Annotated in this window: 18 protein-coding genes; 10 read left to right on the top strand and 8 right to left on the bottom strand. The window is 52.6% G+C overall.

Annotated elements, in window-relative coordinates; all coding sequences use genetic code 11:
• Positions 1 to 100: 100 nt before the first annotated feature.
• The 5 genes from Q0835_RS18030 to Q0835_RS18010 all read right to left on the bottom strand — a co-directional run bounded on the left by Q0835_RS18030 (position 101) and on the right by Q0835_RS18010 (position 10610).
• Positions 101 to 2485 carry a bifunctional DNA primase/polymerase gene (locus Q0835_RS18030; protein ID WP_298963729.1) on the bottom strand — a complete coding sequence of 795 codons (2385 nt, stop codon included), beginning with the start codon at positions 2483 to 2485 and terminating at the stop codon, positions 101 to 103.
• On the bottom strand, positions 2485 to 2718 hold the full coding sequence (locus Q0835_RS18025) for a hypothetical protein (RefSeq protein ID WP_298963567.1): 234 nt from the start codon (positions 2716 to 2718) through the stop codon (positions 2485 to 2487). The genes Q0835_RS18030 and Q0835_RS18025 overlap by 1 nt, the downstream gene beginning before the upstream one ends.
• A gap of 399 nt (positions 2719 to 3117) precedes the next feature.
• A complete protein-coding gene (locus Q0835_RS18020) occupies positions 3118 to 5787 on the bottom strand; it encodes a DEAD/DEAH box helicase family protein (RefSeq protein ID WP_298963566.1) in 2670 nt (889 codons plus the stop codon).
• A complete protein-coding gene (locus Q0835_RS18015; protein ID WP_298963565.1) occupies positions 5780 to 7699 on the bottom strand; it encodes a site-specific DNA-methyltransferase in 1920 nt (639 codons plus the stop codon). The genes Q0835_RS18020 and Q0835_RS18015 overlap by 8 nt, the downstream gene beginning before the upstream one ends.
• A 22-nt stretch (positions 7700 to 7721) precedes the next feature.
• The gene (locus Q0835_RS18010) at positions 7722 to 10610 is read right to left on the bottom strand and encodes an ATP-dependent DNA helicase (protein ID WP_298963563.1); all 2889 of its coding nucleotides are present in this window, start codon (positions 10608 to 10610) and stop codon (positions 7722 to 7724) included.
• 299 nt (positions 10611 to 10909) lie between these two features.
• On the opposite strand from Q0835_RS18010, the gene Q0835_RS18005 reads away from it, so the two are divergent.
• The 6 genes from Q0835_RS18005 (at position 10910) to Q0835_RS17980 (ending at position 15110) form a co-directional block, all read left to right on the top strand.
• Positions 10910 to 11914 carry a YaaC family protein gene (locus Q0835_RS18005; protein ID WP_298963561.1) on the top strand — a complete coding sequence of 335 codons (1005 nt, stop codon included), beginning with the start codon at positions 10910 to 10912 and terminating at the stop codon, positions 11912 to 11914.
• A gap of 324 nt (positions 11915 to 12238) precedes the next feature.
• Positions 12239 to 12745: a hypothetical protein gene (locus Q0835_RS18000; RefSeq protein WP_298963559.1), complete on the top strand. Its 507-nt coding sequence runs from the start codon at positions 12239 to 12241 to the stop codon at positions 12743 to 12745.
• A gap of 129 nt (positions 12746 to 12874) precedes the next feature.
• Complete coding sequence (locus Q0835_RS17995; protein ID WP_298963557.1) at positions 12875 to 13048, top strand: hypothetical protein; 174 nt, start codon at positions 12875 to 12877, stop codon at positions 13046 to 13048.
• A 143-nt stretch (positions 13049 to 13191) separates the two neighbouring features.
• Entirely contained in the window at positions 13192 to 13644 is a 453-nt protein-coding gene (locus Q0835_RS17990) for a hypothetical protein (RefSeq protein WP_298963555.1), read from the top strand.
• Positions 13641 to 14153: a hypothetical protein gene (locus tag Q0835_RS17985; protein WP_298963553.1), complete on the top strand. Its 513-nt coding sequence runs from the start codon at positions 13641 to 13643 to the stop codon at positions 14151 to 14153. The genes Q0835_RS17990 and Q0835_RS17985 overlap by 4 nt, the downstream gene beginning before the upstream one ends.
• 198 nt (positions 14154 to 14351) lie before the next feature.
• Positions 14352 to 15110: a GIY-YIG nuclease family protein gene (locus Q0835_RS17980; RefSeq protein ID WP_298963551.1), complete on the top strand. Its 759-nt coding sequence runs from the start codon at positions 14352 to 14354 to the stop codon at positions 15108 to 15110.
• Positions 15111 to 15849: 739 nt separating this feature from the next.
• Here Q0835_RS17980 and Q0835_RS17975 read toward each other — a convergent pair.
• Entirely contained in the window at positions 15850 to 16923 is a 1074-nt protein-coding gene (locus tag Q0835_RS17975) for a Gfo/Idh/MocA family oxidoreductase (protein WP_298963549.1), read from the bottom strand.
• 66 nt (positions 16924 to 16989) lie between these two features.
• Positions 16990 to 17775, bottom strand: coding sequence for a ThuA domain-containing protein (locus Q0835_RS17970; protein ID WP_298817407.1), 786 nt, complete (start codon positions 17773 to 17775; stop codon positions 16990 to 16992).
• Positions 17776 to 17998: 223 nt separating this feature from the next.
• Between Q0835_RS17970 and Q0835_RS17965 the strand changes: the two genes are divergently transcribed.
• The 3 genes from Q0835_RS17965 (at position 17999) to Q0835_RS17955 (ending at position 19703) form a co-directional block, all read left to right on the top strand.
• Entirely contained in the window at positions 17999 to 18373 is a 375-nt protein-coding gene (locus Q0835_RS17965; RefSeq protein ID WP_298963547.1) for a hypothetical protein, read from the top strand.
• Positions 18374 to 18495: 122 nt separating this feature from the next.
• Positions 18496 to 19065, top strand: coding sequence for a TetR/AcrR family transcriptional regulator (locus Q0835_RS17960; protein WP_298817413.1), 570 nt, complete (start codon positions 18496 to 18498; stop codon positions 19063 to 19065).
• Positions 19066 to 19193: 128 nt separating this feature from the next.
• The gene (locus Q0835_RS17955) at positions 19194 to 19703 is read left to right on the top strand and encodes a hypothetical protein (protein ID WP_298817415.1); all 510 of its coding nucleotides are present in this window, start codon (positions 19194 to 19196) and stop codon (positions 19701 to 19703) included.
• On the opposite strand, the gene ggt is transcribed toward Q0835_RS17955, so the two are convergent.
• Complete coding sequence (ggt, locus tag Q0835_RS17950) at positions 19697 to 21442, bottom strand: gamma-glutamyltransferase (protein WP_298963545.1); 1746 nt, start codon at positions 21440 to 21442, stop codon at positions 19697 to 19699. The genes Q0835_RS17955 and ggt overlap by 7 nt on opposite strands.
• A 179-nt stretch (positions 21443 to 21621) precedes the next feature.
• On the opposite strand from ggt, the gene Q0835_RS17945 reads away from it, so the two are divergent.
• A complete protein-coding gene (locus Q0835_RS17945) occupies positions 21622 to 21966 on the top strand; it encodes a c-type cytochrome (protein ID WP_298963543.1) in 345 nt (114 codons plus the stop codon).
• Positions 21967 to 22030: the final 64 nt, after the last annotated feature.

The raw sequence follows: 22030 nt of genomic DNA, 5'->3' as shown, positions 1-22030 counted from the left end.
GCATGAGGGATTAAATAGTTTCGATTCCAAATTGCGGCTGCCTGCGCCACTGCCGGTAGGCCTACGCAGGTGGCGTGACGTGACGTGACGGCGTGACAGGCTAGAATTTGAGCTCGGGTTTATCCCAATCGGGGATTTGTTCAGCTGGAATGAAGGTTCCGAGGGAACGCACCTTCTCCGAAAAGCGCTTCTGTTTCGTGGCTTCAGCGCCCGGCAACCGTCGCAAAGAGTCAGCCCAATTTCCGGCTTCCCACTGCGTTCCCCGATATACGTCCTTGAGAGCGCGATGTGAGTTGGCGACGATGAGCCCGTTGCCCTCCCATTTCATTCCAAGGCGTTCTATAAAAATCGTAAGGGACTGTAGGCTATTTCCATCATTGTGGCGGTCGCGGTTGGGTTTCGACAGTTTCTTAATCTCGGCCAATACTTCGCCAAGGAGTTGGACCTCACCACCACTTTGCGGCGCGTATTCAAGCAAAGCATTCCAACACTCGATGGCGTCATCCTGTTCATGGGCCTCCGCAAGCTCGTCGATAATCGGGAAATGTTCTTGAATGAGCGCCTCTGCAGCCTGTTCATCGATTTCGCGATTGTTCAACATGGTCCAAGCAGCGCCAAGTAAGGTGGACATGTTAAGGGCATGACGGCTGTCACAAGGCGGGAAGACGCGTTGCAGCGTTTTAATACTGGCTAGAATTTCCGCCGTAAGGTCCATCGCCCCTAGGCACCAGTTTGCGCTTGTATCCTCGAACTGCTGACTCAACTCGGCAATCTGGCGTGCACGCGACGTGTCGTTGTCGTGCTTTTTGAGGGCAAGGTTCACAATACGTGAACGGTCGGCAGCAGTAACCGCCATTGGGTTTATGGCAGCAAGAAGGAAACTAGCTCGGATGTTGAACTCCAGCGCCTTCCCCTCAGGAGTGCCGCGTGCAATCGCAAGATTCCCTGATGACGCACTGCGGATCAGTTTGATGACCGCCCGCATTCTTCCAAGGTTCTGATCGCTCTCGAACTCATCTAACATTACGGGGCGGCTGTCGGGTCCTAGCTTCTGGCGGATGCCCGCTTCGGTGCTCTGGCCGTCCAGCGCGACAACGATTTTATCAATAAGGTTGCGTAGGGCGTTCACGAGTGTCGTTTTGCCCGTATTTTTGGCCCCCGTAATGAAGACATGAGTTCGCCAATCAAGAGCCCCACAGATAACGGCGGATGCGAGCCAACCGAACAAGAGATAGGCCGCACTAGGTGATGCGAAGTTGAATAGCTGGAGAAACCTGAGGACGGCAGCCGGACCAACCTGCTTACCGTCGGCTTCAATCCTTAGTGGGATTGGGCAAACGTAAGTGTAGTTCGCGCTACTCGGAATATTACCACCGAAGTTTCGGATAACTTGACCATTTTCGACATAGACGCCGCGTCCGCGAACTGTGCTCTCATCAAAACCGCCCTTGGCGCGGCCAGCTGAGATTAGCGTGATGGCCGCTCCCGGTACATCGATCCCTTTCTTTGCTGGGAAGCTTTTCTGCCAGAATTCAGCGGGTGCAAGATTCAGTAACGTGCCAACGCTCATCAGTCTGGTGCTTGTTTCGACGATCACCAAATGACGGGTTTGTTCAAAGAGCACGAAGCGACCGTCTGAAAGATAGCCCAAAGGGATCGGACCCAATTCACCCGGATCGTATGCCGGATTTTTCGCATCACCACCGCCCAGTTGCTTTGCCCGAGCGCTCTCCAGCATCCCAAGTGTTTCGTCGGCAGTATTCCCGCGATATCCTTCGGGAAGGAGCCCATTCAAGCAATGCGCCATCCATTTAAGGTCTAGGCCGAGTATAGCAATGCCGGACGATGTAAGTGCCAGCATCAAGTCGTGCGCTTTTAGGTCTGGTCCGCCCTCGGCAATCGCAAGAGCGGCAGGGTGGGAGCCGACTTTGGCCAACAACTCAATTTGCGTGTCACCTAACACCGGCAGGTCACATGGATCGACTTCATAAAGCGGCTTGCCTTCCCAGCGATATCTTACACCATATGGATGCCTTGACGGCGGAAGCACCGTCATCCCCGACGATGCCATAAGCTCAATTGTCGGTGCGTTCGCCCCTTTCTGTCGAACTTTCTTACTCTTCGTACCTACCTTAAACTGACAGAATGTGGTGATGCCCTTCTGTCCGATCTTACTGGAGACTGGACTTGTGAGACGGCGACTGAATTCGGTAAATCCCGGATGATCAACGTCGACGAAGCCAAATACATTGCCGTTCGGCAAGGGGGTATCTGCGAGAACCCCGATACTAGCATTCGGATATTTCTGGCGGAGCTCTTCCCGCTCACTGGCGGCCATATTCTTTTTCTTCGTCCAACCCTTTACTAGGGGTTTTTTGTCGCCACGTTCAACAGGGGTGCATGAAAATCCAAGGCCATCATAGAGCGGGTCGTAGTTCCGGAAAATGTTCTCGGCGTCCTCGAAAAGCTCATCGATATTATCCATCACTCGACACCTCCCTGACGGCAGGAATCGATGTAAGCGATCACTTCAGAAAGCTTGACGAGTTTCCGTGAGTTGAAGGGCGTGTAGCTGGGAATGTCGCCACGTTTTACCGCGCGTTGAAGCTGCCAGTAATGCGCGCCAATGGCTTCGGCAGCCTCCTTCAAATTAAGCAGGCGCTCGGCCGTTGTTCCAGGCGCAGCGTTCAGACTAGGTAAGTGGAAAATCGATTCCATCATATCTTTCCTTATGAGGGCAGACATGATGGCATCGCTAGCGAGCAAGCACAGTGCATCCCTGCCCATTGAATTCTGGGCTAAAATGCAACTGGCAGCGCTCTGCAGAGCTTCTCAACCTTGCGAATCGGCCTTCTACCAGCATGCGCGTTGGTCGTTTTGTCTGAAGCGCTACATCATGAAGGCAAAATCGCGGCTCGTAGGCACAACTTCATCAGTAGCTCGGGTAGATTAGCGCCGATAGACGTCCGGTGTAAAGAAGTGATTTTGTTCACGTTTTGTGGTCAGTGATAGCGCTGAGGCACTGCCGTCATGCACCTGCCCGCGTAGCTGCGCCGCCGCGGACGGCTGGGGTACATGGCAACGTCAGGCCTTATGACGTATAGGGTACGTCGCTGTCTAAATTGTCAGAGTTTTCTCTGGCTCAAACTGCTCCCAACCACTTTCACTCAAAAAGCCGTCGAATTGTTCGGCCGTCACGAGCGCGTATTCGAAGATGTTCCCCTCAGCTAGCCGTTCGGCGGCCTCTTTCTTGGCCAGGACGACCGGATCTTCCTTTTTCCAGTTTGCCTTGATCTCAATGAGATGGGCTTTGCCGTCGTCGCGATAGACTAGGAAGTCCGGATGATAGCTGCACACGGTGTGGGACTCAGGGTGGATGTAATAGACCTGAAACCCGGACTGCCCATGAACAAGCATCCCGGTGAAATAGATCTTCTCGGTCTTCCCGTCCTTCAGGACACGCTTGAAAAAGTCGACTTCCGGATTGCTGTCGAAGCAATAGGCATCGAGGTGGAAGGATTTGGCGCGTAGCCCGTCGAACTCCGGATAATCGCGACGGGCAACGAGGTGTTCTTGCGCTTTCATCGTGAAGGTCGGTAACTTGTTCGAAGACGCGTTGTATCCGCGGATCAGCTCGACCTCTTCGTCGACGGACCGTTGGAATTTCTCTACCTCAAAAAACGCATGGAACAGCCGGGGTACAAGGATGTCATAGATGACGTCGTTGTACTTGTTCACGGCTTCAACGAGGGCATCCAAGCCGCCGTCGATCTCTTCAAGGGCTTCCTCGATGTCGAATGGCGATATGCCGTCCCCTGAGAAGTATCTCGCCAGTTCACCGACCAAGGTGAGGCGACTATAGGTCTTGTGCGACTGGCGGTCAGTAATGTCTTCCACAGACGTAGGTCTGTCACGGAGATGGATTCTGCGCTCCAGAGTGACGCGGAACTGTTCCATCGCATGGTCGGATAGATCCACGGCAACCGGCTCCGGGTTGTCTTTTTTGACCGTCCGATAAAGCTCCTGATGTCGTTTCATCTTGATGATTACTGGGGGAGGAACGGCAGTGATTTCCACCGTGGACGAGGTGTCCGTTTTCTTCGGGCCAATTTCTTCAGTCGTTACGCGGAAGTTCTGCTGCAACTCGTCGTCCAGGATGTCCTGGTTTTCCCGGGACAGATAGATGAACCCCGTTTCCTGATCCGGACCTATGGATCGGAGGCAGCGCATTGTCGATTGGAGAACGAAAATCCGGGACTTCGGCTTGCGGTAGAGCGCAACGCCAAAGAGGGAGCGACAATTCCAGCCTTCGCCGCCCTTGCCGACGAGCAGGATGAATTGCTTTTCCGATTCAGGCGTGTCCAGTCGGTTGAACTCACGAATATCCTCGTTGGTCGTGAGTTTTTCGTCGCCGACATTGACCAGTATGCGGCTGGTCGCGATGCCGAGTTCGTCCAGTACCTTTTCGATTGCCGGCCGGAGGTCGTGCTGAAGGTCGTCAATCGTGGCGGCGAAGAGGGCGAGCTTCGGAAGCATCCCCTCATGACGCATTTCGCCAACGTCATTCCAGAAACTTGTAATGACCTCCCTGACAAAGTCCTCTGACTTGATGTTGCCCGTGTAGGTCAGAAATTCGGGTTGCTTGAGGTACTTGTTGTCGATGGCGGCCTTGAGCCCATAGGCGTAGACCACCTCCGGCATGATCCGGTCTTTGACATATGGCGTGCCGGTGAAATTATAGCAGCCGACAACGCTTGTTTTTCTGGCTTCCAGAGCTTTCGCCAGTTCGTCGATTGTGGTTCTGAGAGCCGAGCTTTGTTTAGCCTGACCAAGATCCTTTTCCAGCGAGGCACCCATGGAATGGTGTGCCTCGTCGACGTAGATACCGAGCTGGGGCAGCCGGGCGATGCGTTGAAAGCGGGCATTGACCGCGAGGTCAGCATCTGTTTCCGGAGCGTCCGCACCGATCATGTCATAAAGATCGCCATAGACCTCGGACAGGGTTCCAGTCTTCTCCGCAAAAAGCTTGTCGGTGGCCGTCGGCCGAGCTTGCTTCCGCTTCAGAATGATTTTCTGGGTGTTCGAGATGATGATGTTGAAGGATGAGCCGTCCTGCGCGCCAATCGTCGATGCAGTGTCATCAAGAAAGTGGAATTTCAGGTTCGTCCGGAGGAAGTTTGCGTATTCCGGAGGGACGACCTGAGCAAGATCGAATGTCTGGATCTCCCGAAGTGACTGAAGCACGGTTTTGTCGGGGGCAAACACGAGCGCATTCCGGCAATATTTTGTGTCCTTGCCGAATTTGTTCGCCAGCAGAAACTCATAGAAAATGCAAGTCGCCATGAGGATGGTTTTGCCCAGGCCCATGGTCAGCGCGAAAATGTAGTTGGGATAGCTGCGCGAGCGTTCGCTCATCTTGGCGAAAATCGCCTCGTACTGATCATCACCTTCAAGGTCCAGGAAGCCGAGGAGGGTTCCCTGACCAGTCTTGTCCGCTCCCGTCGTCTGGTAGCCGTAAAAGACGCCTTCGTTTTTCGCCCACTCCTTGAAAAGCTCATGGACGTGACGGTTCTCGCCAAATTCCTTCAGGAAAACGTACATCTCCAGCGCCTCAAATTGTGGGCGCCGCAGATAGGCGTTAGCATTCAAATCCGGATCGTTGAAGTCGAGAAGATGCTTTGACAGTTTCCGGAACCGGGTTCTAATCTTCGCCTTGTTGGTCTGCACGAAAAAGTACAGCGCGGTGAAAAAGGCGAAGTCCTGATTGATCGTCTTTTTCTTAGGCATTTTCGATTTCACCCTCCCAGGATTCCGAGAGGAGATCGGTGATTTTCACGCGGATCGTGGCCGCGTCTTTCGGGATAGGATATCGACCGGAAACCAGCTCATCCTTGCCCGGAGCGTCGATGAGTTCCGGACTGAGGACGGCGCCGTCATAGTTCCAGTCGATTTTAATGGTTTCCACAAGCTGTCGCCAATCCTCGACCGTGTCGGCGTCCATAGACAGCTTCTGGAGCAGATTGAGCGGATAGAAACCGACGATCTCAAGATACCCGTCCTTGCTCGCCAGCTTCGCGTCGGACTGGCGCTTGAAGTGCAGATTGGACTTGTCGCGGATCAGGTCGACGACTTCAACTTCGATGTTGAAAGGTTTGGCAGCCTTAACAAGCTCTGGCCCGAGGTCAGGCTCATGGCCCATACAGACCAGCATGATCCGTTCGACGATCTTGGACGGGGCTTCGGCCTGACGGTGTTCAAAGGCTTTGAAGTCCATCCCGTTGATGACCTCATTCAGATCCGCTCGCGTGGCAATACGGTTCACGGGCATGACTTTCACTAGATAATGGTCACGTTGACCATCGAAGACGCTACTCGTCGGCAACGGCTGAAGCTCCATGGCTTCCTTGATCAGCTCCTTGGCCTCAACCGGGTTTCGGAATATGTCATAGTTGTTGACATTGTGGAGTTCGAAGCCTGTAAAGCGTTTTAAGGACGCATCACTAGGACCCAGCAGGGAATTTTCTTCATCTACAATAGTTCTCGCTTCGTTTAACAGCCGCTGAACAGTTATTTCGACAGAGCCAAGATTGATATCTGCTCCTAGAAAGCGCCGTCCTTTTCGCATTGCAACGGTTTGGGTCGTTCCCGAGCCCATAAAGAAATCAAAAACGAGATCACCAGGGTTCGAAGAAACCTCAATGACACGATCCAGCAAAGCCTCGGGCTTTTGTGTGGGATATCCTAGACGCTCACTTGAAGTATTGCCGACACGAGAGACATCGTCCCACATGGTACTTAGTGCAGTCCCCTTTGCATCATCCAAGTAGACTTTTAAACCGTCGAGGCGCGGAGTGCCGTCTCGCTTTTTTAGTATCAGTCCTTGTTCCCACCATTCTTCCCGTTGTTCGATCGATGCACCCCAAGCTCGCCCTGGAGAGGGCGTGGTACCTCGCCAAGTGTCGCGTCGCGTCTCACTTTCAGAGGAAAAAGTTAAGTCCTGTCCAGTATATAGACGGCCATCTGCATCTTTCTTATACCGCGACAGCTGTTCCTCTGATATTGGATTGAATTGTTCGTTAAATGTATACTCAGAAGTCTTTGTGTAGAAAAGAATATGATCGTTTGATCTTGTGTATCCTTTCGACTTCATGTTGTGTGCATTCGTCCGCACCCATACAATTTCGTTAATGAATTGATCTAACCCAAAGACTTCGTCCATTATTATTTTTAAATAATGAGACCTTCTGTAATCACAGTGAAGATAAATACTTCCCGTATTCGAAAGTAATTCGCGACACAGAACCAGGCGCTCGTACATGAATTGTAAATAACCGTCATTATTCCACATGTCGTGATATTGCGCCTCCTCAAAGGAGGATCTCGAGGCGTCAACGGATTTTCCTTTTAATTTTATTTTTCTGGAGTAGTTTGCTTTTGAATCGAATGGAGGATCTATATAAATGAGGTCAACTTTCCCTCGGAAATTTCTCAAAAGATGGGACATTACCTGTAAGTTGTCGCCCCAAAATATTTGATTGAGCCAGCCATCTTTGGCATCGCCATAGGCTTCTTTTCGTTGGGCGGGAAAGAACTGTGTAGAAGTAAAAGGCCTTTTGCCTGTCCACCGAAGTTCTGGAAAGCCTCGGATCGGCTGAAGGTCAAAATCAAATGTTTCAAAAGAATCGTGTTTTTCACTCATTATTTGCTCTTTTGGCTCGTGTTCAAGCTTTGCAGAATGTCATATCGCAAAACGCCTGAAAGTCGCAGTTCTTGCAGAGCTTTTCTGGGCGTTCAGACAGGGCGTAGTTTTTCTCGACGATCTTGTGAATGACACCGTCGACCTTGGCAATTGTGCCCTCGACGTCGGTGGTCTCACGATTGAAGGTGATCCGAGGGTTTCCGGCTTCTTCACCGGTGTAGTATAGAGTCATCCGGCTGACATCGACGCCTCGTTTTCCCTCCAGAAGATGGGCGTAGATTTGGAGCTGGCGACGATAGCGGCTGAGTTTGTCCGCATCGTCAATCAAGTCCGGCTTTTTCTCGGACTTGAAATCGATGATCTCGTAGGACCCGTCATCTGCCTGAACGAGATCGACTGTTCCGGTCAGAATGTAGTCCTCTTTCAACAATGACAGCTCCACCTCGGCGTCCCGGAGCCGATGCCAGTGCGCCCGTTCCCGGTCGACATAGCTGGTCACATGGCGCTTGGCGATCTTCAAAACCGGGTCTGCCAGATAAACCCGCTCTTTCTTCGTCAGGTTGTTGTAGTTGAGATCAAACCAACGGTCGATCTGATCTCCTGTCACCTTGCTTTCCTCGCCACTCAAGACCGCCTTGTGGATGTCTTCGATGGTCTGGTGCACCAGAGTACCGAACAGGATCGCGTTCGTCCGTACCGGCGCAAACTCCAGGTCCTTGAACAGACGATATTGCTGTGGACAGGCCTCAAACACGAGCACGTCCGATGTGAAGGAATAGCTCTGTTTAATGTCGACCTCTTTGACTTCGGCCAGTTCGATAGCGCCGGCGTCAAAGGTCAACTCCCGCCAGGGCTTCAAGTCCCGATAGACCGGCCGGAAATAGGCGGAAGGAACATTGCGCTGCCCGCGGCCTTTTGGCGTGTTTTCCTGACAGGTCAACACCAGCATGTTCTGCGCTCGGGAAAAGGCGGTATAAAACAGTCGCCAAAAATCGAACGTCTTGATCCGGTCGAGCGGTTCGAACGGTGCCCGCCCGCCAAACTCCTGTTCGAGAAGGACCCCCATATCCGTCACTTGCTTGCGCGGGACCGCATCCAGCGAGCCGACAATCACGATCGGAAACTCCAGCCCCTTGGACTGGTGGATCGTCATGAAAGATACGCATCCGGAAGGGGCGTATTCGCTTTCGTCTTCATATTCCTCAATGCCGCCGTCCCATAGGAAGCGCAGGAAGTAATTGAAGAGCATCAACAGGTCCCGTTCCAACCGGTCGGGCCGGATGACGATGACGTTGTAGAGGTACTCATATTTGTTCAAGAGCCGGGAGATCTTTGAAAGGTTCCGGGCTGCCCGGCTGTCGCGGACCCCGCCATGGGCGACGCCTTCGTCCAGGAAGCCGCTGAAGGTCGGAAATTGCAGCAGGTCATAAAACAGACCGGAAAACTGATAATTGGTGTTTTCCGTCAATGTGAGGTGCTGTTTTGCCTTTGCGGTTGCCCAGGCGGCGATCTGAGGATCAGTTCCGCTCTTGAGATGGTCAATGAATGTCCGGAGACAGTCGTCATAGTATGTCCAAACGTCGAGGTTCATTCCCTCCCGTGTTTGGCGGATGGTTCCATACTGGGGAAACAGGAACAGTAGGGCTCCAAGCAACAATCGGACTTCAGTCCGTTCAAAGAACATGTTGGAACGGGGCGCGTAGATGGGAATGCCAGCCGCTTCCAACTTGTTCGCGAAGGTCACCACCTTCGGGTTCCGGACAGACCGGAAGAGAAAGGCGACCTGGTTCCAGTCTTTGACGATGCCCTTGGACCTCAGGTCCTTCAAAAACGCGACCGTCTCTTCGGCCCAGTTGTCGGCGCCGTCGTCTCCGGAAACCTTGAAGACGGTCGTATAATGGGGTGGCTTTGAGGAGGCAGGCTGAATGGTTTTATCAAAACGGAAGGTGGTTCCATCCTGTTCCCATTCCGTCGTGTCCATCCAGTTGTTGTAGAAATCGATAGTGGGTGGTTCGGATCGATAGTTCTGCGTCAATCGTACCTGGTGACATTCTCCCGCCGGAAATCGTTCAGGGAATTCGAGGATGTTTCGAATGGATGCGCCCCGGAACCGATAAAGCGCCTGATCGTCGTCGCCTACAACGCAGATGTTCTTATGCTCTTCGGCGAGCTTCAGGAGGATTTTTTCCTGGATCGTATTTGTGTCCTGATACTCATCGATCATCAAAAAGTCGAAACGTTTCTGGAGTTCGGCGCATACTTCAGGAGTGTCTAGAAGGCGCAGCATTTCGACCTGAATGGTGGAGAAATCCAGATAGTTGTATTCGCCAAGGAGGCGCTGGTAGGTCAAATAGGCTTGGCCGGAGGCAACCATTTCAGGGGTCGAACTGGATAATAGATCTTCGCCGGGAATGCCTTCCTCGCTGATTTTGTTGAGCCAGGTGGTCAGCGATCCGGCTCGTCGCCACGAGGACTGCGGACCATTCAGTCCGAGCGCGGCATCAAGCCCGTCGATCTTTTGAAACTCACCGATCTGCTGAAAAATGAAGTACTGCTGATCGAACTGGTCCAGGACCGTGTAATTTTTTTGGATACGCGTATGCGCCCTGAATTCTTCCAGCAGTTTCAGGAATATCGAATGCAGCGTGCCGACGGTAAGATCCAGCGGGTTCCCGATCGCTTCAATACCGCCGAGCCGTTGGGTGATCCGGGTGACCAGCTCCTTCGCGGCCTTCTCGGTGAAGGTGGACACCAGTATGCGCTCAGGCTCAATCTCTTTGGATAGCAGTATATTGGCGACCCTTTCCACCAGGCAGAAGGTCTTTCCGGAACCCGGCCCGGCGACGACAAGCAGCGGCCCATTCAGGCAAGAGATGACTTCAGACTGAGATTTGTTTGGGGCGGAAATCAAATGAGGGTCTTTCCGGGGCTGGTGACGTAGGTCCAAAGATTTTGGGATTTAACGAAATTGAATTTGGGCTACGATGTCAAAGCTTGCCTTCCGGTCAGTCGTTAATAGCTGAAGCTAGGTGATTCTTGGCGCGCCACCTGCTGACGCTTTTATTGTTGCGGCACCACACCCGTAACCATATGAACTTACAGTCAATTGACTGATTCATGCAACTAGGAGTAAGTTCTCGCCGTAATGTTAGAGGCTGTTACGGGAGAGACGTGCCTACTCAATTGACCATTAGTTCTCGGCGAGTTTGGATGCACAAAGGGGTCATTGATCCTGATTTCAGTGCCCTACACGTATTGAGCAATGATCCTTGGGCCTATGTGGAGCTTTACCTCAAGCGAGCTGGCTCCACAGACGCCTTAGCTTATTGGCTTCAGGCCAGACGTTTTAGTGATGCGAGTCTAAACCTGGGTCCTGAGGCGGCGCCATTGACGCTCTATTATTGTTTTCTCAACGCCGCAAAGGCGCTGCTTTCGCACAAGGCAGTTCGCCATGTAGACCGGCACGGCGTCGCCGGAGATCGACCTGAGAATGCTCGGACATCTCTCTCAAATGAGCGGGTAAGGTTTCAAAGTGGTGGCGTTTTGCCTGCCTTGTGCGCTTACTTTAATGAGAGTGTCAGTCGGAATGATGAGTATTCCCTGAAAGAAATACTCTGGAACATTCCGTTCATCCACAGAGCTTTTTGTTTATCATTCACTTCGTCACCGGAACTGTTCGTGCCGTTAGAAAGTGCACGCTACGTTAAGCACGATAGTAATAGAGAGGCGTGGTTTCAGGCCAAGATCATTCCAAGATACTCCGATGGTCGAATTCTCACGAAACTACCAGGTTCTTTTGAAATTTGGGATGAAAATGACAAGATATTCGTGAGGAGAAAGAGACGTTTTCGCTGGTATCACGGAAGATGCAGTGCTGATGAAAAATTGGACGCTTTAAGTCGACTGAATAGCTACCATGCATCTACACGTCGTATCATATGCAACATCGCTGGTGATCGCGACCTTTGGTACATCAAGAAGGACTTATCTTCGAATAAGGTAGGTTACCGACACACAATTTGCTTAATTTTTGCTGCAATGCACCGGTTAAGCGAGCTTGCCAGGTATGACCCCAAAGGTCTTGAGCGTCATCTCAATAGCCAGGCCAACTGGCTTCTTGTTGAGTTTGTAAACCACGCAATGGACCAATATATCGATCAAGTAGCTACAGAAATTACTGGATTTCAATTTTGGCCGCCTAAAATGAGAACATGAACGAAACGACCTTTGTGGTGGGGCGTGTTAGATCTCTTCGGTCGAATCTGTTTGTCTTTTGTCGTTGTTGCGTTCGCTGTCCAGCTTTTAGAGTTCATCAGGGAAGCCATTATTCGCATAAGCTCCATTATGACAAATGCAATTGCTGTAAATTTATGGATAGCTTCAGAAGCCGTAGTGGATAAAACGCGCTTGTTTTTGCAGGTTTGAGCCATGACCTTTGATCGGGAAAAAGCACTCAGTCTACCTCAGATCCGTCATTTTGAAGCCAAACGTTAAGAAGTTCTGGCGCGTTTCGGGCCATTGTTTCGCGACCCTACGGTCTTGACAAAACAGGACTATCTCGACTTTTTGAGTATTAAGCACAATCACCATTGGACGGGGTTGGAACGCCTTGGCTGTTCTGCCGCAAACGACATCAACAATCTAAAAAGTGCTGTGACCATCCTTGTGGACGAAAGTATTCCACTGTCGAGTCGTTTCGACCGCGCGTTGTCAATGCTCAGTGGAGTCGGTCCAGCCACTTTAACGCATATATTGCTTGTCGCTTTTCCTGATCGATACGGTGTTTGGAACGGTACCAGTGAACCGGAGATGCGTGATCGCGGACTTTGGCCGACGTTTCCACACGGTGCATCAAGTGGCGAAAAATATGAAATCGTAAATTCTGTATTGCTCACTCTGGCCGCGGATTTGAACATACATCTGTGGACCCTGGATGCCCTGTGGTGGGAGAGCAAGCTGGAACGAGAAAATACTGGCCACTACAAAGATGCTAGGTTTAAGGCGATTTGGAGCATGGCGGATCAGGCGGAGCAGACAGCTAGGTAGTCAAATGGCCAAACTGTCGATCGTACTGTTAAAAACAAGGACATTAGACTTTCAAAAGAGGCGCTCATTGCGCACCTGAAAGAGCTGCTCCAGGAAACAGGGGATTGTTGCGCTATCTCAGGTTTGCTTTTGCAATTCGACGGCTCGGACGATCAACTGCGCCCTTCTCTGGACCGCATTGACAGTAACGGTCACTACGAGCTTGGAAACCTTCAGGTGGTGGCGCGGTTCATCAACAAGTGGAAAAGCGATTCAGAAGACGCTGAATTCCGCCGGTCGCTGGAAATCGTTCGTGGAGAATAGCGGGTTTTCATAGTGTGCACTATTGAGCCACCGAACGCATCGGTTTCAGCATGGATCCTTAAAAAACTCCAATTACTCCTTTAACTGCTTTGAGTTCATTGTTATCATTCTCTAACTGTCGCCCCTGACCGCGGAGAGCTGATATGCAGTTGCGTACAATCGACATCGACTTCGATATTCACCAGAGAATCGAAGCTGAAAGACAGAGCTTCGATGAGCCGCCTTATATTGCCCTCCGGCGGTTACTTGGCTTGCCTGCACTAACTAAGCAAGCGGAAGTCAAGCAAGCGCCGGAAACAGGTCGACCATTCGTCGAAGATGGCGTGACAATCCCGCATGGATCTGAAGCCAGGATGGAATATCAGCGCGGAAAACAGGTCTACGAAGGATCGTTCCTGGACGGCATGCTGGTTGTGAACGGCAAAGAATATCCATCTCTTTCGTCCGCAGCTAAAGCTGTAGCGGTAACGAAGGACGGGAAACGTCCCAGCCTCAACGGATGGCTCTATTGGAAGGCACGTTTTTCAGGTGAAACACAATGGCGTTCGCTCCAGGACATGCGAGAAGAATGCCGGAAACTTGGGAGGGAATCGTGAATTACAACATGAGCGAACCGACGGTATTCGTTTCATTGCCAGTAACATTTGTCAACGAATTGCTTGATCTGGATAAGACCCTAAGCAGAGGCCTTGCTTCCTACCTTCAAACGACGCTTGATAAGTGCGTTGACTCCTCAAACGGAATTTCTGAGCATCAACCAGACAAGACAGTGACACGACCACGTGGAAAATACACGGCGGTTTTCCTGCGGGTCTCATTTTCTGAAAACACTCTACCTGAGATTTTTGCGCGGTTCGTGGACATGACCGCTGAAGTCGCGCCGGAAGTTCTTGACGAACTGTCACACATCAGTCCGCGAAAGAGGCGCTATGTAAGTCGAGATCCGAATGCCATTCACCCAGGTAATAGTCAATTGCCGACCATGAGGACGAACTCGGGATGGTGGATTAGCAAAAATATTGGTCGAAGGGATCTAATCAGAGCACTAAGTGCACTCTCAAAGGTTGCTGACTTGGCGTACGGACGCGACATTAAGTTTCAATAGATCACTTCTGTTTTTTGAGCGCGACGCGAAGTGCGATGAAAAACCTGGAGAACCCGAGTTGTGACACCATGGCTCACATTCAATGATCTGCTTCTCAAGCAAAGGCTTGATCCCGCTAAAACCATTGTCATGCGTCACCGACCTTTCGAGCCCGAACTCGCAAAGGTACTGCCTTAGATTGCCGCCGAGAAGCCGGAGGTGTTCAACGCCTACCAGCAAACTCAGGGTGCGAAGCTAGAAAAGTCTATGAGCGCCCTCGAAAGCGAGGGATATGTTGCGTCCTTTATAGGTCACGAGGCTGGGGCGGCACTGTTCGTCGGTCTTTACAAAATCGCCTCATCACGACCTTTGACTGTAGACCAATACTGGCAAGTCCCAGCGTATCAAGAGTTGGGGGCATATGGGATAAGAGGGTTCACCGCTGATGACGGTAGAGCAATCATACGTTGGTTTGATCTTCTTCCAATGGATGCTTGCGCCGATTGGAAAGGGAAACTTGTCATAGGTTGGCCACCTCCGGAGCGGTCATGGTGGCGACGGTCTCACAAAAATGAAATGCCAATCCTAGTGGTGCACGAGGAAAACTTGCTCGATGCAGCCATGCCGGATTGGGACGAACTAGATGTGACCTGGGATGAACTTTCAATCCTCCCCACCAGATGGCGTCAAGCTTTGTCTCAATGGCGAGGCATCTATCTCATTTTTGATGAGGCCGATGGCAAGAGTTACGTTGGCTCAGCGTATGGAACAGGGAACCTGCTCGCACGTTGGCAAAATTACGCGGCGACTGGACATGGAGGAAACCGGTTGCTTCGACCACGTGATCCAAAAAGTTTCCGTTTCACGATCCTTCAACGCGTTTCTCCAGATATGGATGCCGACGAAGTCATTCGGCTCGAGTCATCTTGGAAAGACCGATTGCACACGCGTGCGCCGTTCGGTCTGAATGATAACTAAAATACTCAGTTGCGGAGTGCATCGGGAGGGAACCAGCGAAGAAATACCGCGTGGACTTGAGAAGGTTACAACGCGGTTACCATCTCCCCATTTCTTTGCCTGCCACAGACGTAAACTCGAGTGTCTCAAGGTTCAAATTATGCCCATTTGGTGAGGCCGGATTAGCTGCCAGTCTTGGGCACTAAGATGAACTAGGAGGTAATTTATGTGATTGTTACAACACAATAATTTCTCGCTTGCCAAGGTTGGGGTCGTGGGTTCGAATCCCATCGCCCGCTCCAAATTTTCCTCACTTACCCCAGTGAGTTGAAAAAGCCGTCATCTGGCGGCTTTTTTCGTGCCTGGTTTCGACATTCAGCATCCTTCACACTCTGCGCAGTAACTGCTGAGCCGTTTCTGGACCAACAACCAGCAACTTTGTCCGATCCGCTTCCAGGCGGAGGACTCAAGCACCTGTTTTTCTAAAGAATGCTAAATTTTTGCTTCTAAGTTTTTGTGCGTTTCGCCCCGAGTTTTCGCCGGTTTTGCCGGATAAAACCCGTTTCGTCTAAAAATTGAGAAAAACCTGTCGCTGGCTCTGAACGAAGTATCAGGGCCTGACCTTTAAAAGAGAAAATGCAATTTCCGGAAGAGCCTGTCGCTGTGGCGATCGATCCCGCGTTGTTGCCCTGCCTCTAGTACCCACTTCTGCAGCGGAGCTTCTCATTTCAAAAGCTCCGCTGCAGCTCTTATGGAACGTCTAGTCGAAGAGCCTCAGGAAGCAGCTGCCCTCGGCATGAGAACGCTCGGCAGCGTCGAGCGCGTGTTGCAACCGCGCACCATGGTCGAAGTCCGGCTCGGCCTTGCCTTCACCTCTGATAGCTGAAACGAACCGCTCGTAGATTGTAGTCACCGGAGGAACTGTAATCTCGTGCCATTCGGCAGTTTGAAGATCGGGTTCGCGGCAGATGCACAGACTTTCGGAACGCTGTTCGAAAAGAACTTCCAACCCTCCCTTGTCGCCATAAAGACGCAGGCGAAGATCGTTCAGATGGCCCGATGCGAAGCGGGTCGCACTGATGGTTCCGAGCGCTCCGTTCTCCAGCTCGGCCTGTAATGTGAAACTGTCGTTTGCATCAAGGGTATAGTCGCCAATACGTCCACCCTCCGCCTTGTCAAAGGTCTTCAGGCGGCAGGAGAGATCGCGAACCTGGCTTCCGGCGGCAAAAGTCACGAAATCGATGATGTGAATTCCGACGTCGCCGAGCACGCCTTTCGAACCACGTTCGGTTGAAAGGCGCCAAAGCCACTGGCTTTCCGTGCGCCACTCGCCCCATGCAGGTTGCGTCAGCCAACTCTGCAGGTAGGACGCCTCGAAATGCCGGGGAGAGCCAATTGCACCCTCTGCGACCAGCTTGGCCGCCTCCTGAAGGACGGCCACGTTGCGATAGGACAGGTTGACCATACCGACTAGCCCTGCGGTGCGGGCGAGCGCTGCCATTTCGTCGGCATGCCGGGCGTTGGTGGCCAACGGTTTTTCGCAAAGAACGTGTTTGCCCGCTTTCAGCAAGGACATCGTCGTGGGGTGGTGCGCGCCGTCAGGCGTCACATTGGTCACAGCATCGAATTCGCCCCAGGAAATCGCTTCATCCAGATCCGAAAACCGGTGAGGAATTGCAAATCCATCGCAAAATTCAGCCAGAACTTCCGCTCGCTTGTCGACGCCGGCAACAACCTCGACGCCAGTTATCTTCTGGAAAGCTTCGGTATGAACGCGTGCCATATTTCCCGTCCCCAGGACAAGAATCCGGACCGGTTTTTCAGAAGTCGTCATGAATTTCTCCATCCGCAGGAAGGCCGAACACACGGCCACACCTGCGGTTTTGAAAAGGAATGAATACTAGCGATACCCTTCTTCGCCTTCGGCGTGAAGTTTCGGGCCGCGTTCCTCGATTTTCTCCGGTGCCGCATCAACCGGCACATTCGGAGCTGCATTCGGGTCGGTCAGCCGGGCCATCGGGTTGAAGGCCCACTTGACGCCGTTCTTCAACACCTGACGAACGTGGTCGTTGTAGTAGGTCGGGTAGGTTTCGTGCCCCGGCCTAAAATAAAAGATGCTGCCTGCGCCGCGCTTGTAGGTCAGACCCGACCGGAACACCTCGCCGCCCTGGAACCAGCTGATGAAAACCGTTTCCAGAGGCTCCGGCACACCGAACGGCTCCCCATACATCTCTTCCATTTCCAGCTCGAAACTATCCGGCAGATCTTTGGTTATCGGGTGATTGCGGCTGGTTACCCAAAGCCTTTCGCGTTCACCGGCCTCGCGCCAGGTCAGATTGCAAGGCCCACCCATAAGCCGCTTGAACGGTTTGGCGAAATGAGCGGAATGGAGAAACAACATGCCCATGCCTGACCAGACAGCTTCACAGACCCGATCGACAACCACGTCGGAAACGTCGCCATGGGCGGCATGGCCCCACCACAACAGAACATCGGTTTCACGCAACCGTTCCTCAGTCAGACCATGCTCGGGTTCCTGAAGTGTTGCCGTTGTGGCGCTGATTTCGGGGTCTTCGTTCAAAGCTTCCGCAATGCACTCATGCATCCCTTTCGGGTAGGTGTCCGCAACGATTTTATTGTGCTGTTCGTGGACGTTTTCGCCCCAGACAACGGTTCTGATCGGCATCTTGCCCTCCCGGTTTGTGCGGTTTTGTGGATGAGCGGACTTCGGCAATCACCAAACTCCAAAGCGCTTTGGATAGGGCTATCACTGGCTTTTGCAGGTGTCAAACAGACAATCGCTCTAGGCAAAAAAAGTGCATCCCCCCGCCTGTGACCGGACGCCACATTGGCAACGGTTCTGAAATCAAAATAACATACCATTTGTTATGGTTTGTAAGGATGGTCCTATGAATTCTCTTCTGCTTTTCGCCAGCTTTCTTTCGTTTCTGGTCTGTCTGCTTCACACATTTGCCGGCGGACGCGCCATTGCCGTTCCACTTTTAGAGGCTCAGGATCTGCATCCGGTTCCGAAATACGTGACCTATTTCTGCTGGCACATCGTCACGATCGTTCTTGCCATGCTTGCGGTTTTGTTTGTTATTGCCGGTTTCCGGCCCCAAAGCCTGGAGCTAGCCTGGGTCGCGACCGCCCTTACAGCTTCATTCTGCCTTCTCGGTCTTGCAGTTCCACCGATTAAGAAGCAGAAATACAAGGACATGCCGCAAGGCTGGCTGTTCTTGCCGATACTCATACTTGGCTTTCTGGGCTCGGTCGGACTTTAGGCCAGGGTCTCGGGAAGCCGAGCACGGCGTCACATTTGAAAAGCCATCGCGTGGCAAGACCGAATGCTCCGGATCGGAGCTCGGGCAGGGTTGAAGACAAATGAAAAGAGCAGCCGGACAGGATGACTAAACGCAAGCGTTTCGGGAAATCCGACTGGTTGTCACTGGGGCTTTCCCAATTGAAATCAGATGGCCCTGCCGGACTGACTGTGGAGGCGCTTTGTAGTGCGGCCGAGCGCACGCGCGGTTCGTTTTATCACCACTTCCAGGACCATGGCACCTTCATCCTGGAAATGATGCAGGCTTGGAAGCAACAAAACACGCTGGATGTCGCAGACCAAACACTCGGCCCGGCGGTCAAGGACAGGCGTCAGAAACTGTCCGATCTGGCCAATCATCTGGATCATGATCTGGAACGAAAGGTTCGTCAGTTCGCGCAGTCGAACAAAGCGTCACGCGAGGTGCTGGAGGATGTCGACAAGCTGAGAACCGATTTCGTTGCTGGCCTCTATTGTGACAGCGGCCTGCCTGCAGAAGAAGCAATGCAGATCGCTCAGATTGAGTATGCGGCCTTTGTCGGCGCACAAATCATCTGGCCCGACATGCCGGCTCAGGATCGCATGGCACTTGACCGCAAATTCGCAAAGCTTGTCACGAACGAATATGCGGACGGCAAGAACACGAAAGAGTGAAGTCGCGTTTCACCATTAATTAACCAGCTTCGAAACTGAAACGCCCCCCACCCACCGAATGTAACTGAATGGCAAGGACCTGGCGCTAAGCAATCCGCATCTACAAATCGAGATGCCAGGTGACCAAAATGCACGCGCTCCGTCAGCCCATCACCGCCGTTGTAATCATTTTCTGGTTCAGTTTTTGGTTGCTGAACGGGCTCGACAAGTTCTTTGCCCGTCAGGACATCGGCTTGCTGCGCTGGTGGGGAAACCACCGGGTCGAAAAGTTCACCATGTATTTTGACAGGCTTTCGCTCGACCCTGCCTTTATCCAGGCGACGCTTGTCTTTGCTGGCGTGGTAGAATTTGCTGCCGCGGCATTTTTTGTGGTGGCCGGGGTCAGACTGGTTCAGGACAAGCCCGGCGTTGCTTACCGCACAGACGTTGCCATCACGGTCTCAATTGTTGTGTTCCTTGGCTTCACCATCTTCGACGTCGTGGTTGGTGACCGGGCCGAACTGCTTGAGCACTCGACCTATATCGGTGTTCTCCTGATGTCGTTCCTGGCCGTGTCGGCGGAAAGTTTCTTCCGGCATCTGCGTGACCTGGACAGCCCGAGCACGATCAACCGTCACTTTCCGCCAAAGGCTCAATAGCCGGCCGTCAAGGCGCCCGGACGTCTCGGGTCAGAGGCTCCGGCGAGAACATCGCCCACTTTCATGATCGACTGGGTCGAACCCATCGCATTCTTGACCGCGACTTTGTGCCCCCTGGCTTCAAGAAGCTTGATCGTATCAGGCGACAAGCCTTCTTCGATCCTGATTTCGTCCGGCAGCCATTGATTGTGAATACGTGGGGCAGCAGTGGCTTCAGCAATGCTCATCTTGTGGTCAATAATGTTCATGATGATCTGAAGAGTGGTTGTAATGATACGGCTCCCTCCGGGTGAGCCCGTCGCCAGAAAAAACGTCCCATCCTTAAAGACAAGTGTCGGGCTCATCGACGACAAAGGACGCTTGCCGCCCTCAACGGCGTTGGCGGTACCGCCAATCAATCCATAGGCATTTGGAACACCCGGTTTTGCCGAAAAGTCGTCGAGCTCGTTGTTAAGCAGCACACCTGTCCCATCGGCCGTCATCCCCACGCCGTAGGAAAAGTTGAGCGTATAGGTGTTGGAAACCGCATTCCCGTCCTTGTCGACAACTGAAAAATGCGTGGTCTCATTGCTCTCATAGGGAAGTGGGTCAGCCGGTTTGATTTGCTCGGACGGTGTTGCCACTTCCAGATCGATTGTTTTGACAAGCTCTGCTGCATAAGCCGGTGACGTCAGGCCCTTGACCGGAACATCCACATAATCGGGATCGCCCAGATACTTCGACCTGTCGGCATAGGCCCGCCGCATGGCTTCCGCCATGACGTGGATCGTATCGGCAGAATTCGGACCGAACTCCGCAATCGGGAAGGCTTCGAGCATATTGAGAATCTCGACAATATGAACACCGCCGGAAGATGGCGGCGGCATGGACGCAATTTCATATCCGCGATAGGTGCCGGTGACTGCATCGCGCCAGACCGGTTCGTAGCCGGCAAGATCTTCAACGGTCATGCCACCGCCAGCCTGTTGGACCTTTGCTGCAATCCGTTCAGCGGTTTGCCCTTGGTAGAATCCTACCGCGCCCTTGTCGGCAATCATCCGCAAAGTGTTCGCCAGATCGCTCTGGACCAGAGTTTCACCCGGCAGATAGGGCACTCCTCCGTCCTTGTAGAAAATCTCAGCCGTTGCCGGATCTTTCGTCAGCCGCTCAACTCTTGCCGCAAGAGCACCCGACAGGCCCGGAGTTACAGTGATGCCTTCGTCTGCAAGCTTGATGGCCGGCGCAACAAGATCGGCCCAACTGAGGTTTCCGCTGCCATGTTTGTCAAAAGCTTCGGCAAATCCGGCGACGGTCCCCGGCACACCAACCGCGAGACCGGAATATCTTGACTTGTCCTTGTCCGGCTCACCGTCATCGCCAAGAAACATATCCTTGAATGCCGCGGCCGGCGCTTTTTCCCGATAGTCCAGTGCCTTGGTCTCATCGCTGGCAGACATATGGATCATCATGAATCCGCCGCCGCCCAGATTTCCCGCGCGTGGCAACGTCACCGCAAGGGCAAAACCTGTCGCAATTGCCGCATCGACAGCATTTCCGCCCTGTTTCAGGATATCGACACCGACCTGCGTCGCAACGGCTTCCTGGCTGGCAACCATTCCGCTTTGCGCCGTTACCGAATGAAACCGGTCAGTGAGTGAATAAATCGGCGTCTCTTGTGCCGCAATGTGCTGCACGGGCAAGGCGACGAGTGCGGACGCAACGCCAAACACTGACAGGACTGACTTGAAACTCATAGGCATAGTCGTCTCCGGAACAAATAACCAACACCCACTGTGGCTGAGGATAACGCGAGTAGCAATTCAAAAACGCGCTGTGGTTGAGGGATTGATCCACCGCAAGGCGTATGGACTGTTTGGAGGTCATCTTCAGTCTGTCAGTAGGAAGCTATGACGATGACTGGCGAAAACAAGGAGGATGCATGACCGGCAATTCAGTTCGTAACCTGGCAACCGCATATCGAAATGCATGTCTTGCTCTACCTGTTGTCGCAGCAGCTGTTTTGGGACTTTCAGCTTCATCCACAACAGCGCAGGCAGCCGACGCGGCTGCAGGAAAGACCTTGGCGCTGCAATGGTGCTCGTCCTGTCATCTCGTCGCAGAAGATCAGAAGACCGCCTCGAGCGTATCTCTTCCCAGCTTTTACGACATGGCCGGGGACCCGGGCTGGACGGAAGAAACCCTCACGACATTCCTTGCCGATCCGCACCCGAAAATGCCGAACATGTCTTTGCAGACACGGGAAATCGCCGACCTAGCTGTTTGATCCCAGATTTTGATGGTGCAGTCTTTTCTCCCGAATGGAAGGATGCACTATGGGACAGGTTTTA

This window comes from uncultured Roseibium sp. (assembly GCF_947499295.1).
GTDB lineage: Bacteria > Pseudomonadota > Alphaproteobacteria > Rhizobiales > Stappiaceae > Roseibium.
The sequence above is the reverse complement of the archived record's forward strand: the minus strand, read 5'-3'. Positions and strand labels throughout refer to the sequence as shown.

What these genes read in the sequence shown, in the direction of transcription:
- Q0835_RS17965 (WP_298963547.1), top strand. Translation starts at nt 17,999, where the DNA reads ATGAATTCTCTTCTGCTTTTCGCCAGCTTTCTTTCGTTTCTGGTCTGT.
- Q0835_RS18005 (WP_298963561.1), top strand. Translation starts at nt 10,910, where the DNA reads ATGCACAAAGGGGTCATTGATCCTGATTTCAGTGCCCTACACGTATTG.
- ggt (WP_298963545.1), bottom strand. Translation starts at nt 21,442, where the DNA reads ATGCCTATGAGTTTCAAGTCAGTCCTGTCAGTGTTTGGCGTTGCGTCC.
- Q0835_RS18020 (WP_298963566.1), bottom strand. Translation starts at nt 5,787, where the DNA reads ATGCCTAAGAAAAAGACGATCAATCAGGACTTCGCCTTTTTCACCGCG.
- Q0835_RS17970 (WP_298817407.1), bottom strand. Translation starts at nt 17,775, where the DNA reads ATGCCGATCAGAACCGTTGTCTGGGGCGAAAACGTCCACGAACAGCAC.
- Q0835_RS17955 (WP_298817415.1), top strand. Translation starts at nt 19,194, where the DNA reads ATGCACGCGCTCCGTCAGCCCATCACCGCCGTTGTAATCATTTTCTGG.
- Q0835_RS18030 (WP_298963729.1), bottom strand. Translation starts at nt 2,485, where the DNA reads ATGGATAATATCGATGAGCTTTTCGAGGACGCCGAGAACATTTTCCGG.
- Q0835_RS18015 (WP_298963565.1), bottom strand. Translation starts at nt 7,699, where the DNA reads ATGAGTGAAAAACACGATTCTTTTGAAACATTTGATTTTGACCTTCAG.
- Q0835_RS17945 (WP_298963543.1), top strand. Translation starts at nt 21,622, where the DNA reads ATGACCGGCAATTCAGTTCGTAACCTGGCAACCGCATATCGAAATGCA.
- Q0835_RS18025 (WP_298963567.1), bottom strand. Translation starts at nt 2,718, where the DNA reads ATGGAATCGATTTTCCACTTACCTAGTCTGAACGCTGCGCCTGGAACA.
- Q0835_RS17975 (WP_298963549.1), bottom strand. Translation starts at nt 16,923, where the DNA reads ATGACGACTTCTGAAAAACCGGTCCGGATTCTTGTCCTGGGGACGGGA.
- Q0835_RS17960 (WP_298817413.1), top strand. Translation starts at nt 18,496, where the DNA reads ATGACTAAACGCAAGCGTTTCGGGAAATCCGACTGGTTGTCACTGGGG.
- Q0835_RS17990 (WP_298963555.1), top strand. Translation starts at nt 13,192, where the DNA reads ATGCAGTTGCGTACAATCGACATCGACTTCGATATTCACCAGAGAATC.